Annotated in this window: 9 protein-coding genes and 1 pseudogene; 6 read left to right on the top strand and 4 right to left on the bottom strand. The window is 77.4% G+C overall.

Going from position 1 to position 15,894, the window contains the following annotated elements; translation table 11 throughout:
- From ACFXHB_RS23625 to ACFXHB_RS23615, 3 genes and pseudogenes are all read left to right on the top strand, one after another.
- Positions 1-3,023: pseudogene (locus ACFXHB_RS23625) on the top strand (hypothetical protein); the annotation flags it as partial.
- Between the two features lie 89 nt (positions 3,024-3,112).
- On the top strand, positions 3,113-4,135 hold the full coding sequence (locus ACFXHB_RS23620) for a chitosanase (RefSeq protein ID WP_380576582.1): 1,023 nt from the start codon (positions 3,113-3,115) through the stop codon (positions 4,133-4,135).
- 121 nt (positions 4,136-4,256) lie between these two features.
- Entirely contained in the window at positions 4,257-6,218 is a 1,962-nt protein-coding gene (locus ACFXHB_RS23615) for an acyl-CoA dehydrogenase (RefSeq protein WP_380576581.1), read from the top strand.
- Between the two features lie 73 nt (positions 6,219-6,291).
- Here the strand turns inward: ACFXHB_RS23615 and ACFXHB_RS23610 are convergent, their stop codons facing one another.
- Together ACFXHB_RS23610 and ACFXHB_RS23605 are read right to left on the bottom strand one after the other, a co-directional pair.
- On the bottom strand, positions 6,292-7,746 hold the full coding sequence (locus ACFXHB_RS23610; protein WP_380576580.1) for a hypothetical protein: 1,455 nt from the start codon (positions 7,744-7,746) through the stop codon (positions 6,292-6,294).
- A 134-nt stretch (positions 7,747-7,880) separates the two neighbouring features.
- Positions 7,881-8,663 carry a hypothetical protein gene (locus tag ACFXHB_RS23605; protein ID WP_380576579.1) on the bottom strand — a complete coding sequence of 261 codons (783 nt, stop codon included), beginning with the start codon at positions 8,661-8,663 and terminating at the stop codon, positions 7,881-7,883.
- Positions 8,664-8,885: 222 nt separating this feature from the next.
- Between ACFXHB_RS23605 and ACFXHB_RS23600 the strand changes: the two genes are divergently transcribed.
- Together ACFXHB_RS23600 and ACFXHB_RS23595 are read left to right on the top strand one after the other, a co-directional pair.
- Entirely contained in the window at positions 8,886-9,965 is a 1,080-nt protein-coding gene (locus ACFXHB_RS23600) for a MinD/ParA family protein (RefSeq protein ID WP_380576578.1), read from the top strand.
- Between the two features lie 675 nt (positions 9,966-10,640).
- On the top strand, positions 10,641-13,610 hold the full coding sequence (locus tag ACFXHB_RS23595; RefSeq protein WP_380576577.1) for a BTAD domain-containing putative transcriptional regulator: 2,970 nt from the start codon (positions 10,641-10,643) through the stop codon (positions 13,608-13,610).
- Positions 13,611-13,624: 14 nt separating this feature from the next.
- On the opposite strand, the gene ACFXHB_RS23590 is transcribed toward ACFXHB_RS23595, so the two are convergent.
- A complete protein-coding gene (locus ACFXHB_RS23590; protein ID WP_380576576.1) occupies positions 13,625-14,023 on the bottom strand; it encodes a hypothetical protein in 399 nt (132 codons plus the stop codon).
- A gap of 94 nt (positions 14,024-14,117) precedes the next feature.
- Positions 14,118-14,624, bottom strand: coding sequence for a DinB family protein (locus tag ACFXHB_RS23585; protein ID WP_380576575.1), 507 nt, complete (start codon positions 14,622-14,624; stop codon positions 14,118-14,120).
- Positions 14,625-14,913: 289 nt separating this feature from the next.
- Between ACFXHB_RS23585 and ACFXHB_RS23580 the strand changes: the two genes are divergently transcribed.
- Positions 14,914-15,723 carry a class I SAM-dependent methyltransferase gene (locus ACFXHB_RS23580; RefSeq protein WP_380576574.1) on the top strand — a complete coding sequence of 270 codons (810 nt, stop codon included), beginning with the start codon at positions 14,914-14,916 and terminating at the stop codon, positions 15,721-15,723.
- Positions 15,724-15,894: the final 171 nt, after the last annotated feature.

Below are 15,894 nucleotides of genomic sequence, written 5' to 3'. Positions count from 1 at the left end.
AGCAGCACCAGCAGGGAGACGGCGGCGACCACCCAGGCGTAGTGCGGCCGGGGCCGGCCGGCCCCGCCCGGCCCCGGCCGGACGTCCGCGACGGGTCCGCCCTCGCCGCCCGGTCCGAACTGCGCCCGGTCGGCCCGCACTTCGTCATCGCCCCCGCCACCGCCGGGGAGGACGAGCTGTCGGCGGCCGTCGGCACGCTGCGCCCGGTCCCGGGCAGCGTCGTCGTGGTCGCGGCCGCCCCCGACTCGGCCCCCGTCCTGCGGGACCGGATGGCCGACCTCGGCGTGATCGCCCGCTCGCGCGGCGCCGCCACGCTGGTGCTCGCCGCCTCCGGTCTCGCCGCGCTCGCCCCGAACGGCCGCCGGCCGGCCGAGATCGTCGCCGACCGGGCCGGCCTGCCGGTGATCGCGCCGGACGGCCTGGTGGAGATCACTCCGGACGGCAACCTCAAGGTCACCGCGCCCGACGGCGCCGCCGAGGCGGCCTCCTGGTGGCACTGCGCACCCGGCGGCGCACCGCGCCGGGTGCGCGAGACGATCGGCGCCACCGCCCCGATCGAGCCGGTCTCCACCGCCGTCGCGGTCGCGCCCGCCGCCCACACCGGGCACCTCCCGGTCGAGCACCTCGGCCTCCCCCGCCACCCCCCGGCCGTCCAGGTGCTGCGGCTGCCGGCCGGCTTCTGGCTCACCCACCCGTCCGCCCCGCCCGCCGGGGCCCTCCCGGGCCTCGGGATGGCCGGCGCGCCGCCCGGCACCGTGGTGCTGGTCGTCGGCACACCGGCCGTCCCCGTCCTGCTGCCCGAGGACTTCGCCGAGGCCGTGGTCGGCCTGCCCGTCGACACCGCCCGGCTGCTGGTCAGCGCGCCCTGGGCCGCGCCGGACGAACTCGCCGCCCTCACCGGGGCCCTGTCGGCCCGGCTGGCCCGCCCGGTGAACGCCGCGATCGGCCTCCCGGTGCTCGGCCCGGGCGGCCCGACCTCGCGCATCCTCGACACGCGCGGCCAGGCCTGCTGGGAGCCGTACCTGCTGCGACTCGCCGCCGCGCCCGGCCAGGGCACCGCCCCCGCCGCCTGGCGCAACGGCGGCGCGTCCTGGCGCACCGACGGGCCGGGTGTCTTCGAGGCGTTCCCGTACTGGGCGCTGGAGGCCGTCCCGGCGGGACTCTGGCTCCGGCCCGAGCCGCCGCACGTCCTCACCCCGCGCTTCCGCCGGCCCGAGGCGGCCCGCCCGCTGCTGATCGTCGGCGAACGGGACCGGCCGGTCGAGGCCGACGTCTTCGAGGAACTGGGCACCCTGCTGGACCGGCTGCCGTCCTCCGGCACCGAGGGCTTCGGGCTGCTGGTGCACGGGCTGCTGGAGCCGGCCACCGAGCGGATCGCCCGCTTCATCGCCCGGATGCACGACCTGGACTGGCTCGGACCGGAGCAGCCGGCCGGCTCCGTGCCGGGGGTGGCGGCGGTGTCGTACGGGATCGGCGGCCTCCCCGGGGCGCGGCCGGGGTTCGGGGCCGTGCCCCGGGGAGGGCCGGCCGCCGTGGCGCCGCCCTCGATGCCGGCGCTCTCCGGGGCGTTGTCCGGCCCGCCGGCCGCCCCCTCGGGCCTCGCCGTACCGACCGCCTCGGCCGGCGCGGCCCTCACCACCGGGACGGCCCAGGCCGCCGCCTCCGGCGGGCTCCCGGGCACCGCTTCGGCGGTCGCTCCGAGCACCGAGCCGGCGCCCGAGCCCGTGACCGGGCCGACGGCGGCCCCGCCGCCCGGGCCGGTGGGTCCGCCCACCCGGACCGCGACCAGCGGTGGCCCCGCCGGCCCCGGCTTCGCCGCGCCGGTGGCCTCCGCGCCGCCCGCCACCGGCCCCCAGGCGTCCGACCCCCCTGCCACCGCCCCGGCCTTCGCCGCCGAACCGACGGCAGCCGCCACCCCGACCGGCGCGGAGGGCACCCCCTGGACGGACCCGGCCGACCCGTGGACCGACCCGGCCGGCGTCCCGCACACCGGGGCCGACCCAGAACCGCCGTTCGGACAGCCGGGCTTCGCCGGGCCGACCGCGACCGGCGGCGCGTCGCCCACCGAGCCACCCACCGGGGCCTCCGGCGAGGATCCGCCCGGACAGCCGCAGGAGCAGCCGGGCGAACGCCCGGACGACGACCCCGCCACAGCGCCGGTGGAGCACCCCGACGAGGCGGCCGCGGAGCCGGACGGCGTCCCGGCCCCCGCGCCGCTGCGGGCCCGTCACCTCCGCGCGGAGGACTTCCCCGTCCAGGTCGCCGTCAGCGGCACCGAGGACCGGGACGCCGTCCGGGTGCTGCTCGGTGAGCACTACCACCGCTGCTCCGGCCGGGTCGATCAGGTCGCCACCCGGCTGCCGGGGCTGCGCTCCACCTCGAAGGACGACATCAAGCCCGATCTCGCCGCCGTCCTGCTGCACCACGGCGACACCGGCGTTCCGGTCGGGCGCGCCGAGTTGATCGCGGCCGCGCGCTCCTGCGACCCGGCGCTCGCGCCCTTCCTCCGCTGCCTCGGCTCCGGTCTGCGCCGCCTCCCCAGCCACCACGGCGCCGTCCTGCTCTGCGCCCCGCCCGGCCCCGATCCGGCGGCCCTGCTCGCCCACTACCCCGTCGGGCAGCAGCTGACGGAGCCCGCCCCGGTCACCGGCCTGACCGCGACCGCCGTCGAACTGCCGGGCGCTTCGGTCGAGTTCGTCATCTGGTCGGCCACCGGCCGACGCACCTCGGCCTTCGGCTCGGGCACCGAGGAGCTACGGGTGACCTTCGCCCCGGGCACCTCCTTCACCGTCCTCGCCGTCTCCCCCGCCGAACCCTCCGGCCAACCGGCCCGGGTCCTGCTCCGCGAGTGCGCCGCCGGCGGCGACCCGGCCGAACGCGACCGCAGCGCCCTGACCCGCCTGCGGTCGTGGCTGGACCGCAGGGACCAGCTGAGCCCGGCCGAGCGCAGGCCGGTCGAGGAACCCGAGCGCTTCCACCTCACCCCCGGGATCGAGCCGGCGGCCGTTCCTGACGGTGTGTGAACCGCCGCTCGGACGACGGCCGTTCCCCAGACGAACCCGCTCGCCCGCCCTGTCCGCGGCCGATCCGGCCGCCCGACCCCGGAGCCTCCATGCCGATCCGGCCCGCCCCGCTGCCACTCGCCCTGACCGCCCTGCTGCTGGCGGGCGCTCTCCCCGTGTTCCCGGCCGCCGCCGCGTCCCCGAGCCCGTCGCCGAGCGCCTCGCCCACCACCACGGGCACCACCCCCGCCCCGGTGAACCACGGCCGCCCCCACCGGACCACCCAGCCCGCGGCCAAGCCGCCCACCAAGCCGAGCGGTTCGCCCAGTGGTTCGTCCTCGGGCTCGCCGAGCGGCGCACCGTCCGGAGCGCCCAGCGGCTCGCCCTCCGGCTCGTCGAGCAAGCCCCCGACGACCGGCGCCGGCGACCTCACCGACCCGCGCCTCAAGGACATCGCCCAGCAGATCGTCTCCAGCGCCGAGAACTCCTCCCTGGACTGGAAGGCCCAGTTCGCCTACATCGAGGACATCAAGGACGGCCGCGGCTATACCGCGGGGATCGTCGGATTCTGCTCCGGCACCGGCGACATGGTCGAGATGGTGCGCCACTACCGCGAGTTGAAGCCCGACAACATCCTCGCCAAGTACCTCCCGGCGCTGGAGAAGCTGGACGGCTCCGCCTCCCACAGCGGCCTCGACCCGGACTTCGTCTCGGACTGGAAGAAGGCCGCCCAGGACCCGCTCTTCCGCAAGGCCCAGGAGGACGAGCGCGACCGCGTCTACTTCACCCCGGCCGTCAACCAGGCCAAGAGCGACGGCCTGCACGCGCTCGGCCAGTTCGCCTACTACGACGCCATCGTGATGCACGGCCCCGGCAACAGCGCCGACAGCTTCGGCGGGATCCGCGCGGCGGCGCTCAAGAAGGCCAAGACCCCGGCGCAGGGCGGTGACGAGAAGGCCTACCTGGCCGCCTTCCTGGACGCCCGCGCCGCCTCCATGCGCACCGAGGCCGCCCACTCCGACACCTCCCGGATCGACACCGCGCAGCGGGTGTTCCTCCAGGCCGGCAACCTCGACCTGCACACCCCGCTGAGCTGGAAGGTCTACGGCGAGTCCTTCCACATCGACAAGTAGCGGCCCGGACGCCACCGGCGGTGTGGCGGGCCCGCGCAGGAAGCCCGCCACACCGCGGTGATCTTGATCACAAAGCCGTTTCCCCGGCGGCACTCCGCCCATTGATCACTTCATGACAACCATGCCCGGCCCTCGCACCGCCACCGCGGCCGACCCGAACCCCCCGTACCCGAACCCGTCCCCGGCCTCCCTCGCGACGGACGCCTCCGGTCCGAACGCCTCCGGTCCGGACTCTCACCACCCGGACGCCGCCGACCCCGGCGCCGACCCGACCACCGCCGAGCTGACCCGGCTGCTCTTCGGCACCGACCACGGGCGGACGCACGCCCCCTGGCGGCAGCTGCTCGCCGATCCCCGGCTGCGGAACGACCCGGCGGCCGGCAGCGCGGACCGGATCGCCGCCTCCTACCGGCGGTTGCGGGAGGTCAACCGGGCGGTCGACGCCACCGCCCTCGCCACCGACCCCGTCGCGCTGAGCGCCCTGCACGAATGGCTGGGCCCGCTGGACGGCGCCCTGATCGTCGTCGCCGGCATCCACTACAACCTGTTCCTCGGCAGCCTGCTCGACCACGACCCGCACGAGAAGCGCCCGTTGGCGCCGTACCTCGCGATGGAGCGGATCGGCACCTTCCTCTGCACCGAACTCGGCCACGGCAACGACGCCGCGGCGCTGCGGACCACCGCCGTCTACGACCGGACCGACCGCACCTTCACCCTGCGCACCCCCGACGCGGGCGCGCAGAAGTTCATGCCGAACACCGGCCCGGCCGGCGGGCCGAAGTCCGCCGTGGTCGCCGCCCGCCTGCTGGTCGACGGCCGGGACCACGGGATCTTCCTCTTCCTCACCCCGCTCACCGACGAGGCCGGCCCGTTGCCCGGCGTCACCGTCCGCCCGCTGCCCCGGCGCCCCGGCAGCCCGGTGGACCACTGCCTGACGTCCTTCGACGAGGTCCTGCTGCCCCAGGAGGCGCTGCTGACCGGCGCGCACGGCCGGCTGGGCCACGACGCCACCTTCACCAGCGCCCTCGGCAGCAAGCGGAAACGATTCCTCACCAGCATCGGCCGGGTCACCATCGGCAAGCTCTGCATGAGCGCCGCGGCCGTCGGCGCCGCCCGCACGGCGCTGACCGTCGCGATCCGCTACGCCCACCACCGCGAGGTGACCGGTGCCCGCGCGGACCGCCGGATCCCGGTCTGGGCCCACCGCAGCCACCACGGGCCGCTGCTGGAGGCGGCCGCCACCGCCTACGCGATGACCGCCCTGCACCGCGCCGCGGTCGCCCGCTGGACCGGCCGGGACGACGCCGACCCGGCCGAGGTCGCCGCCGCCGAGCGCCAGGTCGCCGTCGCCAAGGGCTGGACCACCTGGCAGGCCCGGAGCCTGATCATCGAGTGCCGCGAACGCTGCGGCGCCCAGGGGCTGCTCCCGGTCAACGGGATCACCCCGCTCGCCATGGACATCGAGGGCACGATCACCGCCGAGGGCGACAACCTCGCGCTCTGGGCCAAGGCCGGCGCCGAACTCCTGCTGGCCGAGTCCGCCCCGCCCGCGGCCGTCCCCGCCGGCGGCCCCGAGCACCCCGCCGTCCTCCAGGCCCTGCTGCACGCGGCGGAGCAGGCCCACCTCGCCCGCGCCCGTACGCTGCTGCGCCAGGCCCCGCCCGGGGACGGCCTGCGCCGCTGGAACACCGCCTCGCCCGCCGCCCTGGCCGCCGTCACCGCCCACGCCGAGCGCTCCGCCGGCGCCGCCCTGCTCGCGCTCGCCGAGCAGGCCACCGAGCCGGGGGCCCGCGACCTGCTGACCGACCTGTACCGGCTCTTCGCACTGCGTCGCGTCGCCGCCGGGAGCGGCTTACTGCTGGCCGAGGGCCTGCTGACGGCGGACCAGGTCCGTTCGCTCCCCGACCTGGTCGAGCGGGCCATCGCCCGGCTGGCCGAGCGGGGGCGTCACCTGGTGGACGCCTTCGACCTGCCCGAGGAGTTCCTCGCCACCTTCCCGATCGCCGGCCCCGGCTACCAGCGCGCCTTCGACCACCCCGAGGCCCACTGGAACTTCGCCGACTCTCCCGCACAGCCGGTCTGACGGCCCGCCCGGCCCGGCGGCCGCGCGCCGGGGAGGCAGCCCCGGCCACCGGCGCCTCAGCCGCGGGCGGGGCTCACCAGGGCCGGGCCGGCGAGGTCCGGTCGACGGGGGCCTCACCCCGGGCGGCCTCCCGCGCGGCCGGCGCCTCCGCTCCGGTGGCGGCCTGCCCGGTCACCGGGACCGCCCGCACGGCCTCGTGACCGACGGGCACCGCCCGGGAGGCCTCGTGACCGGCCGGGCCGCCCTGCACGGTCCGCCGGGCGGCCGGTGTCTCCCACTCCTGTCCGCCGACGGGCACCCCGCGGACGGCCCGGTGTCCGGCCGACCCGGCCCGGGAGAGCCCCTGGTCCGCCGGGGACTCCGGCCCGGTGTTCCAGACCGCCGGCACCTCCCGCTCCACCGGGACGCCCCGCACGGCCCGGTGGCCGGCCGACCCCGCCCGGGTCGAGTCCGGCCCGACCGGGGACTCCGGCCCGGTGTTCCAGACCGCCGGCACCTCCCGCTCCACCGGCACGGCCCGCTCCGCGGGGACCGGCCGAACGGCCTCCCGCGCGGGCCGGACATCGCGCAGGCCCCCTCCGGCACCCGGCCCGCCGCCGGCCGCCCAGCGCTCCGCCGGTACGTCCCGGACGGTTTCCGGCTGGACCGGTTCGGCCCGCTCCGCCCGCCACCGGGCCGGCACACCCCGGGTCGCGACCTGGCCGAGCGACCGCTGCTGACCGGTCTTGGGGCGGATCGCGGGCACCTCACCCGGACCGAGCTCGGACAGCGGCACCGGAACGCGCTCCCACCCTTCGGGCACCGGCGGGAGCCACGCCCACCGGTCGTCCGCCACCGCGTCCGGCGCCGGGTCGGCCGGTACCCGGCCCGCGGAACGCCCGGCGGTCGCCGCCGGGCCGCGCTCGTGCCGCGGGGGAGCCGGCGGCACGTTCTCCCACCGTGCCGGCGACTCGGCAGTGGCGGCGGCCTCGGCGTGCGCCGGCCGGCCACGCTCCCGGCCGGCGGGCGTCGCACCGACGCCACCCTGCTCGAACGGCCGCTCGTCACCGCCCTGTTCGGTCCAGCCGCCGGTCCGGTACCCCCGTCGGTCCGTCCCGGCGAGCGCCCGGGTGTCCGGATACGGGTCGGAGGAGGTGCGGGCCACCGGGGTGGCCGCCGGGATCGGCGCCTGGACCGGCCGCTCCTGCGGCGCCGCGGCCTCCAGGCGGACCAGCCGCAGCGTGAAGTTGCGCTCGGTCGGGTCGCCGCCAGCCCAGTCCACGTCCTTGCTCCGCACCACCCGGGTCCGCAGGCCGCCGTCCGACTCCTGCAACGGCCCGGGCAGCACCCGGACGTTGGGCCGCCAGCCGAGACCGGGGGCGTGGTGCTCCAGGTGCAGCTCCCACTCCTGCGCCGGTACGTCCAGCGACGCCCCCACCCGGCCCGGCAGCACGGCCGCGCCGTACGGGGTGCGCACCACCACCCGCTGGTCGAAGGCCGCGTCCTTGCCGATCACGGTGATCCGCCAAGCTCCGTCCATCCGCAGCACGGGTGTCCTCCCCAGGTCGGTGGTGCGGGGCCGGCCGACCCCGCACCTCGCTCGACGGCTCGTCGGACACCGGAGGTTCACCGGCCGCGCGGGGACGCACCGGTGGCGGAGGTCCGGGGCCGGGCGGCCGTCCCTCAGGCGGTGCGGCGCCGGTGCTGGACCCGGGCCGCGAGCAGCACACCGCCGCCGATCAGGACGGCACCGCCACCGACGCCGGCGATCAGGCCCGCACCGCCACCGCCACCGGTGTGCGCGAGGTCACCGGTGACGGGCACCGGCGTGGCGGACGACGGGACGGACGGGCTCGGGGAGGGGGCGGGCGGGGAGGACACCGACACCGGCGGCGTCGGGCGCTCGGACGGCCGGGTGCTGGGCGGCGGCGTGGTCGGCTTGCTCGGCGTCCCGCTCGGGGTCGGGACCGGGGTCGGCGTCGCGGGCTTGCTCGGCGTCCCACTGGGCGTCGGGGTCGGGGTGGGAGTCGGCGTGGGGGTGGGCGTCGGCGTAGGTGTCGGCGTCGGGGTCGGGGTCGGGGTGGGGGTCGGCGTCGGGGTCGGCGTCGGGGTGGGCGTCGGCGTGACACAGAGCGGCACGTCCGCGATCCGCTTCTCCACCTGGGTGTCGGCCAGCCGGTAGCGCCAGGTGTCCCCCTGGCCGGTGTAGCCGACCGTCACCTTCACCGTGCCGCGGCCCTCCACCGTGCCGTGGTACTTCTCGTCGCTGCCGACCCTGGTCAGCGTGTACTCGCCGGCGGTGCGGTAGTTGTTCCCCAGGACCAGCTCGACGCGCCCCGCCTCGGTGCGGCAGCCGACGTTCAGTGAGGCGTCGGAGGGCTGCCAGGCCAGCGCGGTGCCGGAACCGGCCACCGCGAGTGCCGCGACGGCGCTTCCGGTCACGAGGGCCGCTCGAACGTGCTTCATCGCTCATCTCCTTCAGGTCCCGCAGGACGTGTTGCCCGGGGCCGGCGGCCGCGGGGCCCCGCATTCCCTCTACGGCGGCACGGCGGCGTCCGGTTCAGCTCCCGCCGGCGGCTCCGGGGTCCGCCGGGAAGGACGAACCGGCAGCTGAACTGCGGTGCGCCGGCGATCCGTAGAGCGGAGTGGACAGTGCGCCCGCAGCCCGTGCCGCAAGGAGGACCCGTCATGACCGCCGGCCCCGACACCGCCTACCGCCCCGCACCGACGGCGGCTCTCGACGCCTTCGGCACCGTCCTGCTGCCACCCCGCCGTCCGGCCGCCGCGGCCGTCCCCGCCGCTGCCCTCCCCGTCCTCCCGGCCCCGGCGCCGGCCCCGCAGACCGCGCCCGCCGTGCCCGCGCCCCCGCCGGCGGCGTTCTCCACCCACCCGCCCGTGCCGCGCCCCGGGGCCGAGCAGCGACGTGGTGTCCTGGACGTGCTGCGCACCGGCGAGCGCCGCGGCCGCGAGCAGCTGAGGCTCATCCGCTCCCCGCTGCACGGCAGTTGCCGGATCGCCGTGATCAGCGCCAGGAGCGGCGTCGGCAGGACCTCGGTGATGCTCTCCCTGGGGGCGATGCTCGCCACCGAGCGCGGCGAGCCGGTGGCCGCCGTGGAGACCGGCACCGACCCGCACTCGCTGGGCCGGCGCGTCCGGTCGGCGGCCGCGGCCGGTGTCGCCGAGTTCGCGGCGGCGCTGCGCGCCGGCGGCCCGGCGGCCGTCGATCCCGGGCCCTACCTCTCCCGCACTCCCAGTGGCCTGGCCGTGCTGGCCGGCCCGTCGTCCCCGGGGGCGGGCCGGGGGCTCGACGACACCGACTACCGCGCCGTGCTGGCGGCGCTCGCCGAGCGGTACCCGATCACGCTGACCGACTCCGGCCCGGGGTCGGGCAGCGACTCGGGGCCGGGCGTCCTGGACCTGGCCGACCAGCTGGTTCTCGCCACCACGCCGAGCGTGGACGGCGCGAGCAGCTCCGCCGCGACCCTCGACTGGCTGCACGCGCACGGGTACGGGGAGCTGGCCGAACGCTGCGTCATCGCGATCTCGGCGGTCCGCGGCGCCGGGCGCCCGGTCAACTCCGCCGATCTGCGGAGCTACTTCGGTGCCCGCTGCCGGGGTGTGGTGGAGCTGCCGTTCGACGAGCACCTCGCCACGGCGGCGGCGTTCGAACCGGGGCGGCTCGGCCACCGCACCCGCAGGGCGGTCCGCGAGCTGGCGGCGCTGATCGGCGCCGACCTGTGGCGGGCGGGCCGACCCACCGGCTGGTGAACCCGTCCGGCCCCGCACGGACCCCACCCGGCCCGACCCCGCGCAAACCCGCCGAACCCGCGCCGCCCCCGTCGACCCCGTGGACCCCGCCCGACGCCCCTGGTCGCCCACCGGCCGCCTCACCGGTGGCCCGGGCATCGCCACCCGCTCCCCAGCACCGAGAAGCTGCCCGAAAGATCTTCCCTTTCAGGCAGATCCCCGTGCCCCAGTGTGCCTACCTGGCAGGCCCGTCCACGCCCCTTTCGGTCCGACGACCGGCCCGGCCCCCGGTCGGGCGACGTACGGCGCCGGGCGCCCCGCCACCCGGCCCCGGCTCCGCGCCCGAACCCGAACCCCGGTGACCTGACGGATACCGGCCAAACGCGCCTCCCGCCGAATCGCCGCCCCGGCCGCGGCGATGGCACGAACGCGTCAGGCGGATCTGTCCACCCGGCCGCCCGGGTCACCACGAGCGCCCGTAAACCCTTGACCTTTCGTCAGTAAACTCCCTCCGAACCGCAGCCGAACGCCGGGCGGCCCAGCTCGGATCGAGCCCCCGCCGGCGTCCGGAGCCCGGTTGCTTCGACGGCGTACGGCCGCCTTCCGGGCGGCCCGGACCGTCCGCCGGGCGTGGCTAGACTGCGGCCGAGATGTGGACGGAAAGCCGAGACGATCCGCTTCTACCTGGGGGGATCTGTGTTCATTCGACTGCTGGGGCCGGTGGAGCTGCGGGCCGCCGACGGTCACGCCGTCGAGCCGGCCGGCGCCAAACGGTGCGCCGTCCTGGCCCTGCTGGCGCTCGAACTCGGCCGCATCGTCCCGGTCGAGCGGCTGTTCGAGCTGCTCTGGGGCGAGGCCCCGCCGGCCCGGGCTCGGGCCGCGCTGCAGGGCCACATCGCCGCCCTGCGCAAGCAGATCGCCGACTCCCCCTTCACCCTGCTGACCCGCGCCCCCGGCTACCGCCTCGACGGCCCGGCCGAGCTGGTGGACGCGCTGCTCTTCGAGCGGCTCACCGCCCGCGCCGCCGGGGAGTGCCCACCGGAGGACGACGAAGGCGCCGCCAAGCTGCTGCGCGAGGCCCTGGACCTCTGGCACGGCGCCGCGGCCCTGGCCAACCTGCCCGAGACCGACCTGCGGCACGCCGTCGCCGACCGGCTCGACCGGCACCGCACCCGCGCGCTGGAGTGCTGGGCCGAGCGCCTGCTGAGGCTCGGCCGGGGCGCCGACGCCGTCCCCGAGCTCGACCGCGCCACCGAGGCCGACGGTCTCCATGAGCCGCTGGCCGCCCTGCTGGTCCGCTGCCTGCACCAGGCCGGCCGGTTCGCCGACGCGCTCACCGCGTACCACCGCGCCCGGCGCCGGCTCACCGAGGAGCTGGGCGTGCCTCCGGGCCGCGCCCTGCAGTCGGCGGTCGACGACATGCTCGCCGCCGACCCCGCCCCGGCCCCGACCGCCGCCACCGCCCCGGCCGCCCCGGCCGCCCCGCACCCGCCGGTTCCCCGCCCGGGCCCGAGCCAACTCCCCCGCCGGATCGCGGGGTTCGTCGGCCGGGTGGCCGAGCGGCGCTGGCTGGACGCCGAGTGCGGCGGGCAGCGTGGCGGCGGCAGCCTGGCCGTCGTGGTCGGCCCGGCCGGTGCGGGCAAGACCGCGACCGTGGTGCAGTGGGCGCACGCCGCGGCCGAGGACTTCCCCGACGGCCAGCTCTTCGCCGACCTGAACGGCTTCGGCCCCGGCCACCGCGTCGAACCGACCGAGGTCCTGGGCCGGTTCCTGCGCGCCCTGGGAGTCGAGGAACGCGAGCTGCCGGAGGACCGCTTCGCCCGGGCCGCGCTCTACCGGGCGCTCAGCCGCGGACGCCGGCTGCTGGTCGTGCTGGACAACGCCGGTGACGCCGAGGACATCGCCGACCTGCTGCCGACCGGCCCCGACTGCGCCGGTGTGATCACCAGCCGCAGCTCGCTGGAGGACGTCGTGGTCACCGAGGGCGCCGCCCTGCTGCGGCTCGGCGCGCTACCGGCCGAGGACGCGCTCGGCCTGCTGGAGCAGTTGCTCACCCCGGCCCGGGTGCGGGCCGAACCGGAGGCCGCCGCCACGGTCGCCGAGCTGTGCGACCGCCTGCCGCTCGCACTGCGGATCGCCGCCGCCCGGCTGGCCGCCCAGCCCGGCTGGGCGATCGCCGACCTCGTGCCCGAACTCACCGACGAGCGGACCCGGTTGCGCGCCCTGGACACCCAGGGCACGAGCAGCGTACGCAGCGCGCTGGCGCTGACGGTCCGCCGGCTCTCCGCCACCGCCGTCCAGCTGCTCGCCCTGCTCGCCGCGCACCCGGGCCCGGACACCGACGCGCACGCGGCCGCCGCCCTGCTGCACACCGACACCGCCGAGGCCCGGCGGGCGCTCGGCTCGCTGGCCGCCCACCACCTGCTCACCGAGGACACCCCGGGCCGCTACCGCCGGCACGACCTGATCCGGCTCTACGGGGCCGAACTCCTCGACGAGCGACCGGCGTCGGAGCGCGCCGCCGCCACCCGGGCCCTGGTCGACCACTTCCTGGCGGCCGCCGCGCACGGCGCCGGCCTGCTCCAGCCCGGTCTCGACCCCTTCGGTCCACCGGCGGTGCCCGGCCCGGCCCGGCCGAACCTGCCCGACGTGCGCTCCGCGCTGGACTGGTTCCGTGCCGAGGAGCCCACCATCCGCGGTCTGGTCACCTCGGCGGCCGACCTCGGCGACCACCGGCGCGCCTGGCGGCTCGCCTACCTGGCCAACTGCCTCTACTACGGCGCCGGCCGCCGGACGGACCGGCTGGCCTGCCTGCGTGCGGGGCTGCGGTCGGCGGTGCTGACCGGCGATCCGGCCGCCGTCGCCTCGATGGAGGCCTCGACCGCCCGCGCCCTGTGCGGCATCGGGCGGGCGGAGGAGGCCCACCGGCTGGCCCTGGCGGCCGTCACCCGCACCGAACACACCGGCGGCGGCGTCCATGTGCACGCCCTCACCGTGCTGGCGGTCGCCGGCGCGGCCCGGGGCGAGCACGCGGAGGCCGCCCGGCTGGGCGAGCGGGCGATCGCCCTGACCGACGCGCACGGCCTGCCCGAGCACGCGCCGTTCGCGCTCAGCAACACCGCCGCCCTGCACGGCTTCGCCGGGGACGCCGGACAGGCCCTGCGCCGGGCCCGGGAGGCGCGGGCGCTGCTCGCCGAGCACCCGCAGGCGACGTACCACCTGTCCGCCATGGTGAACGAGGCGCACGCCCTCCAGCAGCTCCGCCGCCCGGCCGAGGCCGAACGGGCCTGGCAGGAGACCACGCAGCGCTGTCGCGACGCGGGCGCCGTCCATCTTCAGGCCGTGGCGGAGCGCCACTACGCCGACTTCCTGCTGGACGGCGAGCGCCCGATGGAGGCCGGCTCGCACCTGCGCTCCGCGCTCCGCCTGTACGAACGGCTGGGCGACGCCGGTGTGGTCCGGCAGTTGGAGCGCCGGCTGGCCGCGCTGGGCGGCGCGGTCACCGTGGCGCCGTCCGTCCGCAGGGCGTTACCGGCCTCGCCCGGCGCGTGCCGGCGACGGAATGAGGACCACGGCAGTCCGTACGACCGGGCCCCCCACCGGCCCGCGGGCACGGGCCGTCGGCGCCCGACGACGGTGCGACGGGCGTGCGGGCCCGAGGGGTGACCTCCCGGCCGGGCCTAACCGGCGTCCGGGACATCGGCCCCCGGCTGCCCGCCGAGGGCGGCGGCCAGCTCCTGGACGCCGTCCTCGCCGAAGCGGTGCACCAGCAGCGCCACCCACTTCACCGCCTCGGCCCGCTCCAGCGGCGTCCAGCCGGACGCGGACGGGTGCTCGTCCACCACCAGGGCCTCGGCGACCAGCCGCAGCCCCTCCGGCACCGCCGGTGACGGCGCGCCGTCCAGCCCGCGCAGGGCCAGCCGCCGGGCCGCCGCCGCGACCTCCCCGCCGCCGGCCGGCGGCGCCGGCAGCCCGCCGCCGCTGCCCGGCCCGCCCGTCGCCGCCTCCACCTGGGGCTCCGCGGCCAGCCAGGAGGCGATCAGCTCCCGGATCTCCGGCTCGTCCGCCATCTCCACCATGCCCGCAAGCATGCCAGCGGCAGGCTCGGTCATCATCACCGTCATGTGAACGAGAACGGCTGCCACCCCGTGCGGCGTTCACCGGCACCCACGGCTACGGCCCCACCGAGCCGTCGATCGCCTCGCGCAGGAAGTCGGCGTGCCCGTTGTGCCGGGCGTACTCGTGGATCAGGTGCAGCATCACCAACCGCAGCGACACGTCCTCGCCCCACCGGGCCATGTGGCCCGTGACGTCCAGCGACGGCGCCGCCCGCTCGATCCGCCGGGCGTGCTCGACCTCGGCCGCCCAGGCGGCGAACGCCTCGCCCCGGTCGGCACCCGCCGCGTCGTAGGCGACCTGGAAGTCCCCCTCCGGCGACCACACGAGCGGGACGTCCTCCTTGCCGATCACCCGGCGGAACCACGTCCGCTCCACCTCGGCCATGTGCCGCACCAGCCCGAGCAGGCTCAGCGTGGACGGCGGGCTCGACCGCAGCCTCAGCTGCTCCTCGGTCAGCCCCTCGCACTTCATCGCCAGGGTCGCCCGGTGGAAGTCCAGGAAGGCGCGCAGCATCTCGCGCTCGCCCCCGGTCAGCGGCGGCGCGATCCGTTCGGTGGTCATCCCGGTCTTCTTCCTGGTCGGACGGGCACGGGCACCTCCTCCAGGCACCACGTCCATCCAGTCCCGTCCGGCCCCCGCTGTCCACCCGTTTTCCGGCGGCGGCGCCCGCCGGCACCCGAACGGCGGGCGCGCCGCCGCCCCGTTGCCCCCGCCCTCGTCAACACGCCGTCCACCGCCGTCCCTCGCAGGCCTCATTCACCGCGGATCGCGTTCGGACACGCACCGGTTCGGGTACGTCCACAACGCGCCCGAGGGCCGGGCCGCGCCCCACGAGGAAGCCGAGCAGCCGATGGACCAGAACCGCATTCCCGCGACCGTGCGACGGACGTACGGCGTCGACGACCTGAGTCAGGCGCCCAGTTTCGCGGGCGGATTCATCAACTTCGGCGACTGGAGCGGCATCGACACCGACGCGCCCACCCCCGAGGACCGGGTCCGCAGCCAGGAGGACCTCTACCGCCGGGTGCTGCGCGCCTTCCCCGCCCCCACCGAGCGGCTGCGGCTGGCCGAGGTGGGGTGCGGGCGGGGCCTCGGCGCGGCGCTCGCGCTCTGCGAGTTCCGGTTCGCCGCGGTGACGGGCGTCGACATCCATCCGGACCAGATCGAGCGCGCCCGCGCGGTCAACGCCAGGGCGCTGGCGACCTTCCCGGACCGGCTCGCCTACAGCCTGGGCGCGGCCGACGACCTCCCCTTCCCCGATGCCGCCCTGGACGGCCTCTACTCGGTGGAGGCGGCCCAGCACTTCCGGGAACTCACCGGCTTCGCCCGCGAGTCGGCCCGGGTGCTGCGCCCCGGCGGCCGGCTCGCCGTGACCACCTTCTTCAGCTCCGGCCCGGAGGTCGCCGAGCGGCTGAGCATCCTGCTCGGCAGCTTCGCCGACGGCCTCGACGTCGCCCACCCGCTCGACGGCTTCCTCACCGATCTCGCGGACGCCGGGTTCACCGACGTCACCGGCGAGTCGATCGGCACCGCCGTCTGGCCGGGCCTGGACCGCTACCTGACGGACACCGTCCCGCCCGGCCACTGGTCACGCCACTTCCTCGCCGCCTGGCAGAGCGGCCTGCTCGACTACCACCTCGTCACCGCCACCCGGGCCTGACCGCACCGCAACGGGCGGCGAGGCCCGGTCGGCCCGGTCGGGGTCTCGACGGCACCTGGGCGGTAGTCCACACTCTTGCCTTGGCAGCACACGCGTTCCCACCGCACCGACCGCCCCGCCCCCACCCGCAGAACACACGGATCACCCCCACCACGCGCCGCCGCGTCCGGA

Source organism: Kitasatospora sp. NPDC059327, from assembly GCF_042752535.1.
In the GTDB taxonomy this organism is placed as follows: Bacteria; Actinomycetota; Actinomycetes; order Streptomycetales; family Streptomycetaceae; genus Kitasatospora.
The sequence above is the reverse complement of the archived record's forward strand: the minus strand, read 5'-3'. Positions and strand labels throughout refer to the sequence as shown.